Source organism: Limnohabitans sp. TEGF003 (assembly GCF_055395455.1).
This window is the reverse complement of record NZ_AP029225.1, coordinates 2,861,394-2,878,140: the sequence shown is the minus strand read 5'-3', so window position 1 is coordinate 2,878,140 and position 16,747 is coordinate 2,861,394. Positions and strand designations below refer to the sequence as shown.

At 62.3% G+C, this 16,747-nt stretch carries 14 protein-coding genes; 8 read left to right on the top strand and 6 right to left on the bottom strand.

Annotated features, from left to right (window positions below; all coding sequences use genetic code 11):
- The first annotated feature begins 34 nt into the window (after nucleotides 1-34).
- The 5 genes from ACZ5RT_RS13565 (at nucleotide 35) to ACZ5RT_RS13545 (ending at nucleotide 6,220) form a co-directional block, all read left to right on the top strand.
- On the top strand, nucleotides 35-2,173 hold the full coding sequence (locus ACZ5RT_RS13565) for an ABC transporter permease (protein ID WP_464452827.1): 2,139 nt from the start codon (nucleotides 35-37) through the stop codon (nucleotides 2,171-2,173).
- Entirely contained in the window at nucleotides 2,173-3,282 is a 1,110-nt protein-coding gene (locus ACZ5RT_RS13560; RefSeq protein WP_464452826.1) for an SMP-30/gluconolactonase/LRE family protein, read from the top strand. Before ACZ5RT_RS13565 ends, ACZ5RT_RS13560 begins: the two co-directional genes overlap by 1 nt.
- A complete protein-coding gene (locus ACZ5RT_RS13555; protein ID WP_464452825.1) occupies nucleotides 3,279-4,817 on the top strand; it encodes a sugar ABC transporter ATP-binding protein in 1,539 nt (512 codons plus the stop codon). Before ACZ5RT_RS13560 ends, ACZ5RT_RS13555 begins: the two co-directional genes overlap by 4 nt.
- Before the next feature lie 75 nt (nucleotides 4,818-4,892).
- On the top strand, nucleotides 4,893-5,603 hold the full coding sequence (locus ACZ5RT_RS13550; protein WP_464452824.1) for a glutathione S-transferase family protein: 711 nt from the start codon (nucleotides 4,893-4,895) through the stop codon (nucleotides 5,601-5,603).
- On the top strand, nucleotides 5,600-6,220 hold the full coding sequence (locus ACZ5RT_RS13545) for a glutathione S-transferase family protein (protein WP_464452823.1): 621 nt from the start codon (nucleotides 5,600-5,602) through the stop codon (nucleotides 6,218-6,220). The genes ACZ5RT_RS13550 and ACZ5RT_RS13545 overlap by 4 nt, the downstream gene beginning before the upstream one ends.
- 21 nt (nucleotides 6,221-6,241) lie before the next feature.
- Here the strand turns inward: ACZ5RT_RS13545 and gdhA are convergent, their stop codons facing one another.
- From gdhA to ACZ5RT_RS13525, 4 genes are all read right to left on the bottom strand, one after another.
- Nucleotides 6,242-7,585, bottom strand: coding sequence for an NADP-specific glutamate dehydrogenase (gdhA, locus tag ACZ5RT_RS13540; RefSeq protein ID WP_464452822.1), 1,344 nt, complete (start codon nucleotides 7,583-7,585; stop codon nucleotides 6,242-6,244).
- Nucleotides 7,586-7,770: 185 nt separating this feature from the next.
- The gene (locus tag ACZ5RT_RS13535; protein WP_464452821.1) at nucleotides 7,771-9,390 is read right to left on the bottom strand and encodes a long-chain-fatty-acid--CoA ligase; all 1,620 of its coding nucleotides are present in this window, start codon (nucleotides 9,388-9,390) and stop codon (nucleotides 7,771-7,773) included.
- 111 nt (nucleotides 9,391-9,501) lie between these two features.
- Nucleotides 9,502-10,677 carry a serine hydrolase domain-containing protein gene (locus ACZ5RT_RS13530; RefSeq protein ID WP_464452820.1) on the bottom strand — a complete coding sequence of 392 codons (1,176 nt, stop codon included), beginning with the start codon at nucleotides 10,675-10,677 and terminating at the stop codon, nucleotides 9,502-9,504.
- Between the two features lie 105 nt (nucleotides 10,678-10,782).
- The gene (locus tag ACZ5RT_RS13525) at nucleotides 10,783-11,613 is read right to left on the bottom strand and encodes an alpha/beta hydrolase (RefSeq protein WP_464452819.1); all 831 of its coding nucleotides are present in this window, start codon (nucleotides 11,611-11,613) and stop codon (nucleotides 10,783-10,785) included.
- Between the two features lie 209 nt (nucleotides 11,614-11,822).
- Here ACZ5RT_RS13525 and ACZ5RT_RS13520 point away from each other — a divergent pair, with 209 nt between their 5' ends.
- A complete protein-coding gene (locus ACZ5RT_RS13520) occupies nucleotides 11,823-13,529 on the top strand; it encodes a sulfatase-like hydrolase/transferase (protein WP_464452818.1) in 1,707 nt (568 codons plus the stop codon).
- A gap of 14 nt (nucleotides 13,530-13,543) precedes the next feature.
- Nucleotides 13,544-14,002: a cupin domain-containing protein gene (locus ACZ5RT_RS13515; RefSeq protein WP_464452817.1), complete on the top strand. Its 459-nt coding sequence runs from the start codon at nucleotides 13,544-13,546 to the stop codon at nucleotides 14,000-14,002.
- Between the two features lie 33 nt (nucleotides 14,003-14,035).
- Here the strand turns inward: ACZ5RT_RS13515 and ACZ5RT_RS13510 are convergent, their stop codons facing one another.
- Nucleotides 14,036-15,010: a Bug family tripartite tricarboxylate transporter substrate binding protein gene (locus tag ACZ5RT_RS13510; protein ID WP_464452816.1), complete on the bottom strand. Its 975-nt coding sequence runs from the start codon at nucleotides 15,008-15,010 to the stop codon at nucleotides 14,036-14,038.
- A gap of 169 nt (nucleotides 15,011-15,179) precedes the next feature.
- Here ACZ5RT_RS13510 and ACZ5RT_RS13505 point away from each other — a divergent pair, with 169 nt between their 5' ends.
- On the top strand, nucleotides 15,180-16,088 hold the full coding sequence (locus ACZ5RT_RS13505) for a LysR family transcriptional regulator (protein ID WP_464452815.1): 909 nt from the start codon (nucleotides 15,180-15,182) through the stop codon (nucleotides 16,086-16,088).
- Nucleotides 16,089-16,127: 39 nt separating this feature from the next.
- Here the strand turns inward: ACZ5RT_RS13505 and ACZ5RT_RS13500 are convergent, their stop codons facing one another.
- The gene (locus tag ACZ5RT_RS13500; protein ID WP_464452814.1) at nucleotides 16,128-16,742 is read right to left on the bottom strand and encodes a CYTH domain-containing protein; all 615 of its coding nucleotides are present in this window, start codon (nucleotides 16,740-16,742) and stop codon (nucleotides 16,128-16,130) included.
- Nucleotides 16,743-16,747: the final 5 nt, after the last annotated feature.

The following is a 16,747-nucleotide window of genomic DNA, read 5'->3' as shown; positions in this document are numbered from 1 at the left end:
TGTTTTTGTACACCTCCCAACCCATGGTCTGCACATGACTGAAACCCTGACGCGACTGCGCTACAAATATTGGCCCGATCACTGGGTGGGCGAGATCCTGTCCAAGCGCTGGACGGAGACCGCCGTGCCGGTGTTGCTGCTGGCCATGGTGGTCTTTTTTTCGGGCCAGCTGGTGCCCAACTTCTACAGCGCCACCATGCTGGCCGACACCTTGCGGCAAGCCGGAGAAATCGGCTTCATCGTGCTGGGCATGGCGCTGGTGATGATCGTGGGCGGCATCGACCTGTCGGTGGGCTCCATGTTTGCGCTGACCAATTTTTGCGCCCTGATGCTGATGCATGTGCTCAAGTGGCCCGTGGGGCTGGCCGTGTTGGGCACGCTGCTGTGTGGCGCGCTGCTGGGCGCTGTCAATGGGGTCTTGATCGGCTACTTGAGGTTGCGGGCCTTTTTGACCACGCTGATTACCCTGATCATTTTTCGCTCGGTGTATGAAATCCTGAGCTTGCAGTATTCCACCGCCATTGCGGGCAGCATTCCTGACTCCGAGGTCTGGGACTTTTTGGGCAATGGCACGTTTTTGGGCCTGCCCACCGTGGCCTGGACCTATGCGCTGGCGGCCATTGGCGGCCATGTGATGCTCACACGCCTGCGCGTGGGCTGGCACATCATGGCCATCGGCGGCTCGCGCCGCTCGGCCTACAACAGCGGCATTGCGGTGCGCCGAACGGTGGCCCTGAGCTATGTCGCCAGCGGCATGCTGACGGCCGTGGGCGGCTGCTTTTTTGCCTCGCGCCTGGCCACCGCGGGCGCCGACATTGGCGTGGGCATGGAGGTGCTGGTGCTCACCGCTGCCGTGCTGGGTGGCATCAGCCTGGGTGGTGGGCGAGGCTCGGTGACCAAGGCCATGGTGGGTACCTTGGTGGTACTGCTCATCACCAACGGCCTGACCTCCATGTCGGTCTCGGGGGGGCTGACGCGCATGGTGCTGGCGGGCATCCTGATTGCGGCGGCTGTCATCGATGTGCGCTGGCTCAAGAACCGCCACCGCATCATCAGCAAGGTCTATGTGAGCCCGGCTTACCAGGCCCTGGCACCGGCACCGGTGTGCACGGCCGAAGGCGAGGGCCAAGCCAGTGGCAGCAACAGTGGCCCCTGGACCCTGAACAACAAACTGCGTGCGGTCGAGACGATTGGCCTGGGCCGCATCGAAGCGCCAGAAGACGTGATCCTGGACCGCGAGAACAACCTGTACGCGGGCTCGCGCCATGGCGATGTGATGCGCTTTTTTGCCCCCGATTACCAGCGCATGGAAGTCTTTGCGCACATTGGCGGCCAGCCCTTGGGCATGGCCTTTGACCGGCAGGACAACCTGGTCGTCTGCGTGGGCGGCATGGGCCTGTACCGCATCACGCCCGAGCGCGAGGTGCAGCGCGTGACCGACGAGACCAACCGCAGCTGGAGTTCGATCAACGACGACAGCCGACTGCGCCTGGCCGACGACCTGGACATTGCCGACGATGGCCGCATCTTTTTCAGTGAAGCCACCGTGCGCTACGAAATGCACGAATGGGCCGTGGACGGCCTGGAAGCACGCGGCAATGGCCGCATCGTCTGCTACGACCCGCGCGACAACAGCACCCAAACTGTGTTGCGCGGGCTGCGTTTCCCGAACGGCATCTGCATCGCCAGCGATGGCCAGTCGATCCTGTTTGCCGAGACCTGGGGTTGCTGCATCAAGCGCTTCTGGTTTGACGGCCCCAAAAAGGACCAGGTCGAGATGGTGGTCGACAACCTGCCGGGTTACCCCGACAACATCAACCTGGCCTCGGACGGCAATTACTGGCTGGCTCTGGTGGGCATGCGCGGCCCGGCTTACGACCTGGCGCTGCGCATGCCGGGTTTCCGCCAGCGCATGGCCAAGCGTGTGCCGTTTGACGAGTGGCTGTTCCCCAACATCAACACCGGCTGCGTGCTCAAGTTTTCTGAAAAAGGCGAGATCCTGGAGACCCTGTGGGACCTGGGCGGCGAGAACCACCCCATGATCACCTCGATGCGCGAGCACCAGGGCCACCTGTACCTGGGCGGCATCTCCAACAACCGCATTGGCCGCTACAAGCTCGAAAACGCCGATCCGAATTTTTCTCAATACGGCCAACGCTGGGGGGCACGCTGATGCTGACAAGTTTGCGCAATTGGAGTGACCGGCTGCTGGGGCGCGGCAGCGCCGCCATCACGGTGCCGGTCATGGACGGGGCACTCAAGCCCAACCGCCAGCTCGACGAGGCCAGCGTGGCCGCCGAGATCGCGGGCATTGACGACCTGGCCTGTGACGGCCAGCAGCTGTGGATCAGCGCAGGCAAGCGCCTGCTGCGCCTGTACGATGGCCAGCCGCTGCTGGTGCGCGAGTTCTCCAGCCCTATAACCGCCCTGGCTGCACAAACCCATGGCACCCTGGCTGTGGCACTGGGCGGCACGCAGGTGCAAGTGCTGCACACGCAAGCCGACGGCAGCCTGAGCGACGGACCGGTGCTCCATAGTCTGCAGGGCCAGCCCCTGCACAGCGTCAACGCGCTGGCCTTTGAGGCCGATGGGGCGCTCTTGTTCAGCGACGGCTCGCAGCGGCGCAGCACCGACGACTGGTGCCACGACCTGATGGAACTGGGCCATACCGGCCGCGTGGCCCGCTGGCAGCCCGCCACCGGCGCGGTGCAGAGCCTGGCCACGGGCTTGCACCACGCTTTTGGCGTGCTGTCTCTGGACGGTCAAGCCCTGTTCAGCGAGAGCTGGAAGCACCGCGTCCGTCCGGTATTGGGGCAGGGCTCGGATACAGGTGCCTTGGTGGCGGAATTGCCCGCTTACCCCTCGCGCATGAGCGCAGCGGCGGGCGGCGGTTTTTGGCTGAGCTGCTTTGTCTGCCGCTCACAGCTGGTGGAGTTTGTGCTGCGTGAGCCAGCTTACCGCCAGCGCATGATCCAAGAGATTGACCCACGCTACTGGATTGCCCCGGCCCTGTCGTCGGGGCACAGCTTTCTGGAGCCTTTGCAAGGCGCGGGCGTCAAGCAAATGGGCATGCTCAAACCCTGGGCACCCCCGCGCTCGTATGGGCTGGTGCTGCGCGTGTCGGCAGACGGGCGCATCCTGTCATCGCTGCACAGCCAGGTGGACGGGCGCCACCATGGCGTCACGGCCGTGGTCGAATGTGCAGGCGCACTCTGGGCGGCCTCCAAAGGTTCGGGGCGGCTTTTGCGGATCGATCTGAACAAGGCGGAGGCCCGGACATGACACACGAGCAACACAAGCATCAAGACGTCAGCGCCAGCACCACCGACGTGGTACTGGAACTGCGCGAGGCCACCAAGCGCTACAGCGGCGTGCCTGCCATTGAAAATGTGAGTTTTTCGCTGCGCCGGGGTGAGATCCATGCCTTGCTGGGTGAAAACGGCGCGGGCAAGTCCACGCTGACCAAGGTCATGGCCGGGGTCGTGCCGCTGAGTTCGGGCCAGATGCTGGTGCACGGCCAAGAGGTGCAGCTGTCCACCCCGCTGCAAGCTCTGCAGCACGGCATTGCCATGGTGTTTCAGGAAACCAGCCTGGTGCCCACCATGACGGTGGCGCAAAACCTGTTTTTGGGGCAGGAGCAGTTTTTCAACCGTTTGCGCGGGGTCTACATTTCGGCGCAGCAGTTTTTGCAGTCGCTCAATTTTGATGTGGACCCGACCGCCACCGTGAGCTTGCTGGGCGCGGCCAAAAAACAGATGGTAGAGATCGCCCGTGCGGTGCTGCACCAGGCCAGTGTCATCATTTTTGACGAACCCACGGCCAGCCTGACGCCCGAGGAAAAGAAGTACTTTTTTGACCTGGTGTTCAAGCTCAAGGCGCGAGGGGTGTCCATCATCTTCATCTCTCACGCTTTGGAGGAAGCCCTGCAGCTGGCCGACCGCATCACCGTACTGCGCGATGGTCAGCACATCGTGACCGACGACAAAAGCAACTTTGACCGCAACCGCATCGTGCAGGCCATGGTAGGCCGTGATTTGTCGCAAACCCTTTACGGCCAGAAGAAAACCACCGTTCGCCCACAGGGCGAGTGCATGCTGTCGGTTCGCAACTTGCGCATGGCCTCCATGGTGAAAAACAACTCGCTGTCGGTCTTCGCCGGGCAGATCACGGGTGTTTTCGGATTGGTGGGGGCAGGACGCACCGAAACCTTCAAGGTGGTGGCCGGGCTCATCAAGCGTGACTTCTTTCATGGCGGTGAAGTGCTTTTGCATGGCAAGCCCGTGCGTTATCGCGTGCCGCGTGAGGCGGTGCGTGATGGCATCGCTTACATCACAGAAGACCGCAAGGTCGAAGGTTTCTTTGAAACCATGTCGATTGCGAAGAACATTTACATGGGCCTGCTGGGCAAATCGAAAAATGCGTTCGGCGCGACATCCAACTCCAAAGCCAATGCGATCGGTGAGCATTGGAGCCGTCTGCTGAATGTGCGTGCCATCAGCAAGGATGTGAAGGTGATCGAACTCTCCGGCGGTAACCAGCAAAAGGTGGTGATTGCCAAATCTCTGGTGCAAGACCCGGATGTGATCATTTTTGACGAACCAACCCGTGGGGTGGATGTGGGGGCCATTGCAGAAATCCATGCGGAAATCAACCGCTTGGCCGATGCAGGGAAAGCGGTGGTTGTCATTTCTTCGTACTTGCCGGAAGTGATGGCGTTGTCCGACCGGATACTGGTGGCCAAGCAGGGCAAGGTCGTTGTTGAATTCTCGGCAACCGATGCAACGCAGGAAGGCATCATGTACGCGGCGATCCATTGAGGTGATCCTGTGATGCTGTCGTGTTGGGGGCAGTCAGAGGTGGTGTTGTGGCGTTGGACCTGCTAGCCTGCGCCCATGATCGACCTCTACACCGCCGCCACGCCCAACGGGCACAAAGTCTCCATCGCGCTCGAAGAGCTGGTGCTGCCCTACACGCTCAAGGTGCTCGACTTGTCCAAGGGCGAGCAGAAGTTGCCTGACTTTTTGGCCATCTGCCCCAATGGCCGCATCCCCGCCATCGTGGACCGCGAGGCCGATGATTTTGCGGTGTTCGAGTCGGGCGCTTGCCTGATTTATCTGGCCGAGAAAACTGGGCAGCTCATGCCCACCGATGCCAAGGGCCGCTCGCGTGTGCTGCAGTGGCTGATGTTCCAGATGGGCGGCATCGGGCCGATGATGGGGCAGGCCAATGTGTTTTTTCGCTACTTTCCGGAAAAAATCCAGCCCGCGATTGACCGCTACCAAGGCGAGAGCAAGCGTTTGTTCACGGTGCTCGACAGCCACCTCAAGGACCACGAATACCTGGCCGGTGATTACTCGATTGCCGACATTGCCAATTGGGCCTGGGTGCGCACGCACCGCTGGTCGGGTGTGGAGGTGGATGACTTGCCGCATCTGCAGCGCTGGCTCGATGCGATCCGCCAGCGCCCTGCGGTGCAGCGCGGCATCGAAGCGCCGCCGTCCAAAATCAACCTCACCAAAGACGGCGACGAAGCCGCCAAGCGCTTTTCTGAAGAAGCCCGCAAGATGGTCGAGATGGGTCAAAACAAAAAGGATGCGTCATGAAGCTCTACATCGCCCACCGCGCCCCCAGCCCCCGCCGGGTGCTGATGTTTTTGGTCGAGAAAAACATCACTGGCATCGAGATGGTCAACCTGGACCTGAACGGCGGCGAGCACCGCCAGCCTGACTATTTGGCCAAAAGCCCGCTGGCCAAAGTGCCTGCGCTGGAGCTGGACGATGGCCGCGTGATCACCGAGACGCGGGCCATTTGCACCTTGCTGGAGGGCCGTTACCCCGAGCCCAACCTGATGGGCGTGGACGGTGACGAACGCGGCTTCATCGAGATGGCCGATCGGCAGGTGGAGCTGTATTTGTTGGGCGGCATTGCCAACGCGATCCGCCACAGCCACCCGGGCTTGGCGGCTTTGGAGAAGCCGCAGTTCCCCGAGTTCGGCCGTTCACAGGCCGAGAAGGTGCGGGAGGTGGCGCGGGGTTTTGACCAGCGCCTGCAAAGTCAGCCGTGGATGGCGGGTGAGCGCTTCACCATCGCCGACATCACCGCGTTTTGTGCGCTGGAGTTTGCGCGGGGCCTGATGAAGTTCGTGCCCGGTGACGAAGGCATGAGCGCCTTGCAGGCCTGGCGTGACCGCATGAACGAGCGGCCGAGCGCCAAGGCCTGAGGGCAGACGGACGCAGACGCTTTAGACCACGCCTTGGGCCAACATCGCATCGGCCACTTTCACGAAACCGGCGATGTTCGCGCCGTCGATGTAGCTCACGCTGCCGTCGCTGCGCTTGCCGTACTTCAGGCAGGCGGCATGGATGTTTTGCATGATGCCCAGCAGGCGGGCGTCCACTTCTTCGCGGCTCCAGGACAGGCGAAGGGCGTTCTGGCTCATTTCCAGACCGGAGGTGGCCACGCCACCGGCGTTGCTGGCCTTGCCGGGGGCGTACAGCACGCCAGCGGCTTCGAAGGCCTTGGCCGCTTCGATGGTCGAGGGCATGTTGGCGCCTTCGGCCACGCAGACCACGCCGTTGGCGATCAGGGTCTTGGCGTCGTTCTCATGCAGTTCGTTTTGGGTGGCGCAGGGCAGGGCCACGTCCACCGGGATGTGCCAAGGCGTTTTGCCGGCTTCGAAGCGGGCACCGACCTGTTTGGCGTAGTCGTCGACGCGGCCATAGTCGTGGTTTTTGACCTTCATCAGGATGGCGAGTTTTTCAGGGGTGAAGCCGTCTTCATCGACCACGGTGCCACTCGAATCGGACACGGTCACGACCTTGGCACCCAGGGCCATGGCTTTTTCGACCGCGTATTGCGCGACGTTGCCCGAGCCGGAAACCGACACGCGCAGGCCTTTGAAACTCTTGCCGCGGGTCTTGAGCATTTCGTCGGCAAAGTAGACGGTGCCGTAGCCGGTGGCTTCGGGGCGGATGAGCGAGCCGCCAAAGCTCAGGCCCTTGCCAGTGAACACGCTGGCGGCGCTGTTCGAGAGTTTTTTGTACATGCCGGCGATGAAGCCGACTTCGCGGCCACCCACACCGATGTCACCCGCTGGCACATCGGTGTCGGGGCCGACATGGCGGAACAACTCGGAGGCGAAGGCTTGGCAAAAGCGCATGACTTCGCCTTTGCTCTTGCCTTTGGGGTCGAAGTCGGAGCCGCCCTTGCCGCCGCCCATGGGCAGGGTGGTCAGCGCGTTCTTGAAGGTTTGCTCGAAAGCCAAAAACTTGAGCACCGACAGGTTGACCGAGGGGTGAAAACGCAGGCCGCCTTTGTAGGGGCCAATGGCCATGCTGTGCTGGATGCGGTAGCCTTTGTTGACTTGCACGCGACCTTTGTCGTCCACCCAGCACACGCGGAACATGACCACGCGCTCGGGTTCGACCAGGCGCTCCAGCAAAGCTTGTTCGGCATATTGGGGGTGCTGCTCGATGAAGGGCCAGAGGCTTTCCATGACCTCGGTGACCGCCTGCATGAATTCGGGTTGGCCGGGGTTGCGGTCGTTGACCGTGGCGAGAAACTGGGCCAGGCTGCCTGTTGTCATGGATGCTCCGTTTGAGTGCGTTTTGTGAAGGGAATATGAATTTTCCCACACTGAAATCCCTGTTTTTGAGCATCAATCACCTTTTTAGGGCAAATTTGGACAAGCTCAGGGATTGATTTGCATTAATTCGGTGCGATTTGGGCTTGCCTGGCGGCCCATCTGCGGCCCGCCAAGCCGGGGCCGGATCAACTGAACACGCCGCCGTAGTCCTTGCGCAGGTCGTTTTTTTGCACCTTGCCGGTGCCGCCCACGGGCAGGGATTCGAGGAACACCACATCGTCGGGCACCCACCATTTGGCGACTTTGGTGGACAGGAAGTCGAGGATTTCCTGCTTCTCCAGCGACTGCCCGGGCTTGCGTACGATGAACAGCAGTGGGCGCTCGTCCCACTTGGGGTGCTTGACGCCGATGACCGCCGCCATGGCCACCGCCGGGTGGCCGATGGCGGCGTTTTCCAGGTCGATCGAGCTGATCCACTCGCCCCCGGTCTTGATCACGTCCTTGGTGCGGTCGCGGATTTGCATGGTGCCGCTCGCGTCGATGGTGGCGATGTCACCCGTGGGGAACCAGCCGTCCACCAGCGCGGTTTTGTCGGCCTTGTAGTAGCGCTCCACGATCCATTGGCCGCGCACCATCAGCTCGCCCTGCGATGTGCCGTCGCGGGGCAAGGTGACACCGTTTTCATCGACGATCTTGATTTCGATGCCCGAGACGGTTTTGCCTTGTTTGGCCACAATGGCGTGCTGCTCGGCCGCTGGCTTTTGGCGGTCGGCGCGGCTGAGGTTGCTCATGGTGGCCACGGCGGTCGTTTCGGTCATGCCCCAGCCGTGGCGCACTTCCACGCCATAGTTGTCCATGAACTTGGCGATCAGCGCCATCGGCATGGCCGAGCCGCCTACGCAGGTGCGCCGCATGCTGGTGAAGCGCAAATTGTTTTGTTCTGCATGCTGAATCAGGCCCATCCAGATGGTGGGCACGCCCGCACTGATGGTGACCTGCTCGGCCTCCATCAACTCAAACAGGCTGGGGCCGTCGAGCTTGGGGCCGGGCAGGACCAACTTGGTGCCTGACACCAGCGCGGCATAGGGGATGCACCAGGCGTTGATGTGGAACATGGGCACCACAGGCAAGATGGTCTCTTGCGTGGACAAGCCCAGCACATCGGGCAGGCAGGCGGTGGTGGCGTTCATCACGATGGCGCGGTGTGTGTACAGCACGCCCTTGGGGTTGCCGGTCGTGCCCGAGGTGTAGCAAAGCGCCGCACCGGTGTTTTCATCCAGCTCGGGCCAGTTGAAGGTGTCCGGCTGGCCGGTGATCAGGTCTTCATAGTTCATCACGCTCACGCCCTCGATGACGGGCGTGTTGGTGGCATCGGTCAGGCAAACCCAGGCGCGCACTTTGGGGCAATGCGCGGCAATGCCTTTGACCAGCGGTGCGAAAGTGGCGTCGAACAGCACCACCTCGTCTTCGGCATGGTTGATCACATAGATCAGCTGCTGCGGGTGCAGGCGGGGGTTGCAGGTGTGCATGACCATGCCGCTGCCCGAGACGGCGTAGTACGCCTCCAGGTGGCGGTGGTTGTTCCAGGCGATGGAGCCCACCGCGCTGCCTGCTTTGAGGCCCATTTGCGCCAAGGCGTTGGCCAGCTGGCGCGAGCGTTTGGCCGCGTCGGCATAGGTGTAGCGGTGCAAGGGGCCGTGCGTCTCGCGCGAGACGATGTCCTGGTCGCCGAACTGGGCAGCGCCGTGTTCGAGGATGCCCGAAATGAGCAGGGGGCGGTTCATCATGAGGCCGGGTTGGGGCATGGTTTTTGTCTCCAGAAAGTCAATGATTTTTGTAGGTCGGTGGCTTTAGCCCCGACATGGCTGGTTTGGCGACAGGTCCATGTCGGGGCTGAAGCCGCCGACCTGCCTGATTTAGACCAGCGCCGCGTACACCAGATCGCGGAACAGAGGTCGATAGTAATCCCGCTGGTTGGGCGCCTGAATCATCAGCATCGCATACATGTCCAGCGCCGGGTCCACAAAGAAGGTGGTGCCCGCGATGCCGCCCCAGTAATACAGGCCCACCGAACCGGGCACGGGCGACAGGCCCAAATGGGTGCGCACCGCAAAGCCGAGGCCAAAGCCGTGGCCCGGGGGCAGCAGCGTGCCATCGGTCGGGATGTCGCCCAGGTGGTCGGCGGTCATGAAGTCCACCGTGTGCGGGCCCAGCAGGCGTACGCCGTTCAACTCGCCCCGGTTGCGCAGGCACTGCAAGAAGCGGGTGTAGTCCATCGCCGTGGACATGAGGCCACCACCGCCGCCTTCCATGGCAGGCATTTGCCGGGGTTCGAGCACTTTCATGGGCACGCCGCCGTCAGGGTCGTGCGCAAAGGGCTCGGCAATGCGGTGCTGCTGATCGGGTGGAACGGTAAAGCCGGTGTCCACCATGCCCAGCGGTCCAAAGATTTCGGCTTGCAAAAATGTGCCCAGGCTTTGCCCGCTGACCACCTCGACCAGCCTGCCCAACACATCGGTGGCGCGGCTGTAGGCCCATACCGTGCCGGGCTGAAACTGCAGCGGTATGGCGGCCAGTGTTTGCGAAAACTCGGCATTGGTCCGTTCGCGCGAGGCGATTTTCACTTGCGCATATTGCCGCTGCACGGTGGAGTCGCCCAGAAATTCATAAGTCAGCCCGGCCGTGTGGCGCAGCAGGTCCTGAACCGTGGCTTCTTGCTTGACTGACTCCAGCCCATTGGCGGTCGCTACCTGCTGCTTGGCGTATTCGGGCAACCACCGGCTGACCGGATCGGAGAGCAGCAACTGCCCGCGTTCGACCAGCATCATCACCGCCACCGATACGACCGGCTTGGTCATCGAATAGATGCGGAAGATGCTGTCGGTCTGCATGGGCGTGCCCGTGGTCGGGTCTTGCTGGCCCACGGCCTCGAACAAGGCGATTTGCCCGCGTCGCGCCACCATGGCCACGGCACCGGGCAACCTGCCGCTGGCCACTTCGCGGCGCAGCACGTCCATCAGCCGCTGCGTGCGGTCGGGGCACAGGCCGACATCGGCAGGCTTTGCAAAATCCAGGTGTTTGACAGTGTGCATGGGGACTCCAATTCTTGGAGTCATTTGTACATCACAGGCTGGCACCAGGGTATCGCCTGGGTAACAGCAGCTTGTGGGCTGATCCCAGTGCTGATCGGTTGTCTGTCAAGCAGGGTGCGCCCAATGCTGAAGTTTTTGTGCAACCAGGCCATCGGGCGCTGTGACGTATTCCAGCACCGAAAAATGGTCGGCCTGGGCGACAGCCGAGCATTGCGCCACATTGCCTTGAAGCTGCCACAAACGCGCCATGTCCTGGCTTTGGGCGTGAAACGCCGGGGTTTCGGTATCGCCCCACACGAACAAGGCCGGGGCGGCACCCGGCCGCACACGGTGCGTGGGTGAGCAGGCCTGTGCCGATTCGGCATCGAGTTGCAGCCGGGCGTTGAGCGTGGTGTCCAGCAGGGGCTGTAGGTCGTACACGCCGCTGATGGCCACGACACCTGCAATCGGGAGCGGGGCTGCGGCAGTGGCTTGTTGCAAAGCCAGCTCAATCGCTAGATGGGCACCTGCAGAGTGGCCGCAGAGCACAATCGGGCTGGGGCGCACTCGTTCGCTTTGGTGGGCGGCCACTTGTTGCAAAGCCTGTGCAACCGAGGCCACGATGTCTGTCACGCCCACGTCGGGGCACAAGGGGTAGTTGACCAAGGCCATGTCCCAGCCCATGGCGTTGAAGGCAGGCGCCAGAAATCGAAACTGCGATTTGTCGCGTGATTGCCAGTAGCCTGCATGAAAGTAGACCACCGTGCCCAGTGCCTTGGCCTCGCTGGGGCGCACATCCATCACTTCCCGTGCATGCGGACCATAAGCCACGTCCAACTCCCAATGGGGGAGTGACAAGGCTTGTGCATTGCGAGCTTCAAATCGGGCCAACAGATCGCCAAAACTGGGCCGCATCTGGCCTGTGACGTATTGAAATTCGGCGGTGTGGTGGGGCATGGTGTGGGGCTGGGTCCGGGTCGGGTGTGGCCTTCAGTTTATTCAGTTCAGCGGGCTGGGTGTGCATGTCTGGCCTCTGTCAAGGCGGATTGAAATTCAAGCCGATAACTCTGGGTAATCGGCTTCAAAAAATGCGATTGGATGGTGGGGGCGTTTGTACTTAGCATGGGTCATCGATCATTTGCGCCTGCGCACCAGGCTCCGCCTTCATGAAACGCGTCAAGAACATCCTCTTCATCATGTGTGATCAGCTGCGTGCCGATCACCTGTCCTGCTATGGGCACCCGAAGCTGCAGACACCCCATCTGGATGGGCTGGCCCGGCGGGGCGTGATTTTTGACAACGCCTATGTGCAGTCGCCCGTGTGCGGGCCTTCGCGCATGAGCTACTACACCGGTCGCTACATGCAGTCGCATGGCGTGAGCTGGAACTTCGTGCCGCTCAAGGCAGGCGAGATGACACTGGGCGATCATCTGCGGCCGCTGGGTGTGCGTTCGGTGTTGATTGGCAAGACGCACATGCGTGGTGATTCGTCTGGCATGTCGCGTCTGGGCATCGACCCCGAGTCCCAGATCGGTGTCCGCATCGCCGAGTGCGGTTTTGACCCTTACGAGCGCGACGATGGGATTCACCCGTTTTCTGGCCATGACCCGGACCCCAACTACAACCTCTACCTGCGCAAGCAAGGCTTCGGGGGCGACAACCCCTGGGAGGAATGGGCCAACACGGTGGTGGACGAGCAAGGTCAGTTCCGCTCGGGCTGGTACCTCAAGTACAGCCACCTGCCTGCCCGCATCCCGAATGAACATTCCGAGACGCCCTACACCACACGCCGGGCCATGGACTTCATGCGCGAAGCGGGGGACCAGCCTTGGGTGGCGCACCTGTCTTTCATCAAACCCCACTGGCCGTATGTGGTGCCCAAGCCCTATGCCGGCATGTACAAACCCGAGGACGCCCTGCCCATGGTGCGGTCCGAAGAAGAGCTCAAGGACCCGCATCCGGTCTATGCCGCCATGACGCATCACAGGGTTTCGCGCACCTTTGCCAAGCCCGGCGTGCGCGATGCGGTCATGGTGGGTTACATGGGCCTGGTCAAGCAGATCGACGACGAGATGGGCAAGCTCTTCGCCTTCATGGAAGAGCGCGGCCTGATGGACAACACCATGATCGTGTTCTGCGCGGACCATGGCGACTTTCTGGGTGACCACTGGCTGGGCGACAAGGAACTGTTCCATCAGCCAGTGGTGCGCACACCGCTCATCATTTACGACCCCGATACCCGTGCAGACGCCACCCGGGGCACGCGCTGCCAGGCCCTGGTGGAGGCGGTGGACATCGCGCCCACATTCCTCGATGTGTACGGTGGCAACCCCGTGCCCCACATCATGGATGGCCGCTCTCTGCGCCCCTGGCTGTTTGGCCAGACGCCGTCTGATTGGCGCGAGATCGCGGTCTGCGAATGCGACTACGCGTTCCAGGATGCCCGCATCGAATTACAGCAGCCGCCGATTGATTCCTGGATGCGGATGGCTTTTGATGGCCGCTGGAAATATGTGCTGTGCGAAGGCTACCGTTCAATGCTGTTTGATCTGCAGTCCGACCCCCATGAGCTGAACGATTTGGGTGCCTCGGCCGATCCAGAGCATGTGCGCCAACGGGCGCGGTTGCACGAAGCTTTGTTCGAGTGGGCCCGACGTCCTCGCCAGCGTGTCACGGTGTCGGACGAAATGATCGAGAACACCGAAATCCAGGCCCGCATTGCCGAAAACGGTATCCTGATCGGGTATGCCGACGAAGACGATTTGCGGGCGCAGCGGCAGACCTTCAAGCCCCGCTATGCGAGCCACAACCCGTTGGTCAAGGAGGCGCTCGACCGCCTGACGGGCCAGCACGTCACCACCGAAAAAGTCTGAAACCGGAGACCCTCATGAGCCCCACTGCCCAACTGCCCGATTGCGACCATTCCCCGACCGGCATCGATGGGGTGACCTGGAACATCATGGGCCAGGTCTACACGCCCAAACAGTACGACGAGCAGCAGTTTGTCTGGCACGCCACCTTCCCGGAAGAAAGCTTTGTGCCGCCGCACACGCACCCTGAGCAGGACGAGTACCTCAGTCCGCTCAACGGGTCGGTGGATGTGGTGATCAACGGTGTGCGCAGCACGGTGCAAGCGGGTGAAGTCGGTCACCTGCCCAAGGGCATTCCACATGCGTTTTACAACAACAGCGGCAAGGTGGTGCAAGCCATTTTCTGGGCTGAACCTGCAGGCGAGTTGCCCGCTTTGTACCGGCGCATTCACAACATCGCCAACCCGCGCAAGGTGACAGAAATTGCACCTGAATTTGGGGTGGTGTTCGAGCCGCCGATTTCATCGGCACGGTGACACGGTGGCCCGGTCAAGCCGGGCCAACCCCCATCAGCTGGGCCGAATGCCTGAGGTGCGCACAAACTTGCCCCAGTGATCGAGCTCCTTGCGGATCAAGTCCGCAAAGTCGCCGCTCGGGTGCGAGGGCACCACCGACATACCCAGATCGGCCAGCTTGGCCCGCAGCTCGCTCGATGCCAGCACCTGGAACAACTCCTGGTTCCATTTGTCGATGATGGCTTTGGGGGTGCCCGCCGGGGCGACCAGGCCTTCCCATTCCTTGAGTTCCACCCCTGACACGCCCGCTTCGGCGAGTGTGGGCACATTGGGCAGGGCGCTCAGGCGTTGTGGGCTGGTCACGGCGATCGCACGCAATTTGCCTGAGCGCACCAGTGAGGCGGCTGTCGGCACTGTGGCAAACATGGCGCTGATCTGGTTGCCCATCAGGGCCGACACCGCTTCGGCAGGGCCTTTGAAAGGCACATGGGTCATCTTCACCTGGCTGGCTTGACAGAAGGACTCGGCTACCAGATGGGCGGGGGAGCCGTTGCCGCCTGACCCGTAGTTCAGCGCATTGGGTTCGGCCCGTGCGCGGTTGACCAGGTCTTGCAAGGTCTGGATATTCGACGATGCGGGCACGACCAACACGTTGTAGAGCCAGACCAAATTCGCGATGGGCGCAAAGTCGGTGGCCGTGTTGTAGGGCAAGGGTCCGATGAGTTCGGGCAGCACGGTGTGCGTCAGGAACATCACGCCCACCGTGTAGCCATCGGGCGTTGAACGGGCCAGCGCTTGCAGGCCGATCATGCCGGTGGCACCGGGCCGGTTTTCCACAATCACGGGCTGCTTCCAGTTGCGGCCCACGGCATCGGCCAAGTGACGCGCCAGCACATCCGGCGGGCTGCCCGGGGGCAGGGGGACGATAATCCGAATGGGTTTGTCAGGGTAAGTTTGTGCCCGTACAGGCAGGCTGGCCAGCAGCGGTGCAGCGGCCAAGTGTCCGATCAGTTGTCTGCGTTGAATCATGTCTCCATCCTTGTGTTTTTTGTGGCTCTGGGCCGGTTGGGTGTTGCTGGGACTCTGCGCGAACACAGCTGCAAGCCAACCCAAACCATGCTATCGGCGTGCTCAGCGGACCGCCAATCGCATTTGGTGAAGACGATTACCATGGGTTATCAGAAAAAGAGGTTTTTCGATGCGATTGCAACAACTTCAGCTGCTGTTGACGCTGGCCCAGACCGGCAGCATGCGGGCATCGGCGGCCAGCATGAACGTGACGCAGCCCGCCTTGACCAAGGCCCTCAAGCAACTCGAAGACGAATTCGGGGCCGCCTTGGTGGTGCGCTCGCCCAAGGGCGTCCGGCTGGCCCCTGCAGGTGAAATGCTGGCCGCGCGTGCGGCCACCGTGGTGCGCGAGATTGAACGTGCTCGTCAGGAGGTGGCGGCCTTGACCAGCGACAGCCAGACCACGCTCAGCGTGGGCATGTCACCCGCAGCGGCCTTGATGCTGGCGGCGAACGCGGTGTCGGCCTTCCAGTCCCGCTGGCCCCATGTGCGTGTGCACCTGGTCGATGCTTTGTATCCCAAAGCCTTGCAGCAACTGCGCTCTGGCGAGCTGGACATGGCGCTCGGCCCCCTGCCGCCCGCAGGCATCGGGCGGGATCTGCAAGCGGCCCCACTGATCGACAGCCCATCGGTCATCGTCGCCAAGCAGGGGCATCCCTTGGCTCAAGCGCGACGGCTGGATGATTTGAGCGGTGCTTCGTGGTTGCTTTCGGGGCCGAGGCTGGGGCCAGGTGACCCCGTGCATCTCGGCTTTGAGCAGCGCGGGCTGGCAGCGCCCAAGGTCACGGTGGATTGCGAGTCGTTCTCGACCTTGCTGGCCGTGCTGCCCAGCATGGACACCCTGGCCATCGTGCCAGAGCGGTTTTACGCCACACACGGCCCCCGCATGGGTTTGGTGGCGCTGAGTTTGCAAGAGACCTTGCCGGCCACCACCATCCACATTTTTTCGCGCACGGACGCGCCCCTGTCCTTGCCCGCCCAGCGCCTGCTCGACACCTTTTTGCAGGAGTCCACGTTGCTGCGCGAGGCCAGCGCTTGATCAGGGTGCTTGCCGCGTGCGGTCAGGCGTGGCGTCACATCAGCCCAAACGCCGCCAAAGTGCCATGCCCCTTTGCGCCTTGCTCGCGTCGCTGGGTGTGAGCGTCACGGGGCCTTGGGGTGTCTGGCGCAGCACATTGGCCAGGGCCATCAAGACTTGTTCAGGTCCGCTCAACAATTCAAGCTCCAGCTCCAGCAGTGGCTCGCTCAGCGGGGAGCCGGGTACATGGATTTGACCTTGGTCCAGTGCCACTTCGATTTGTGCACCCTCGTGGACCAGGACCCAGCGTTGGCGTTGAAAGTCGGTGCAAAACAGCGTTCGCAAAGTGGGGCGCAGAGCCATCAGCTCGGCAGCCAAGGCGGCATCGCCTACCAGTGTGTCGAACTGCAGGGCCCCCGGCGTGGTTGGCCCTTCCCACTCCTGTCTGCGCGACAGACCGTTTTGGCTTTGCCCTGCCGTCTTGACGGTCAGCAGCCATTGCTCGCCCGCCAGCCTCTCGCGCACCGCCATGCGGCGCTGTTGCAGGGCCAGGTCGGGTGTGTCGAAATAGGTGTTGAGCAGGCGTTGCGCACTGCCCGCACCCGCCAGCAGCGGGTGGGTCAGCAGGCGCGGCAGGTCTTGCGCGCTCAGGCTGAGTTTGAGTTCGGTTTCCATGCGGG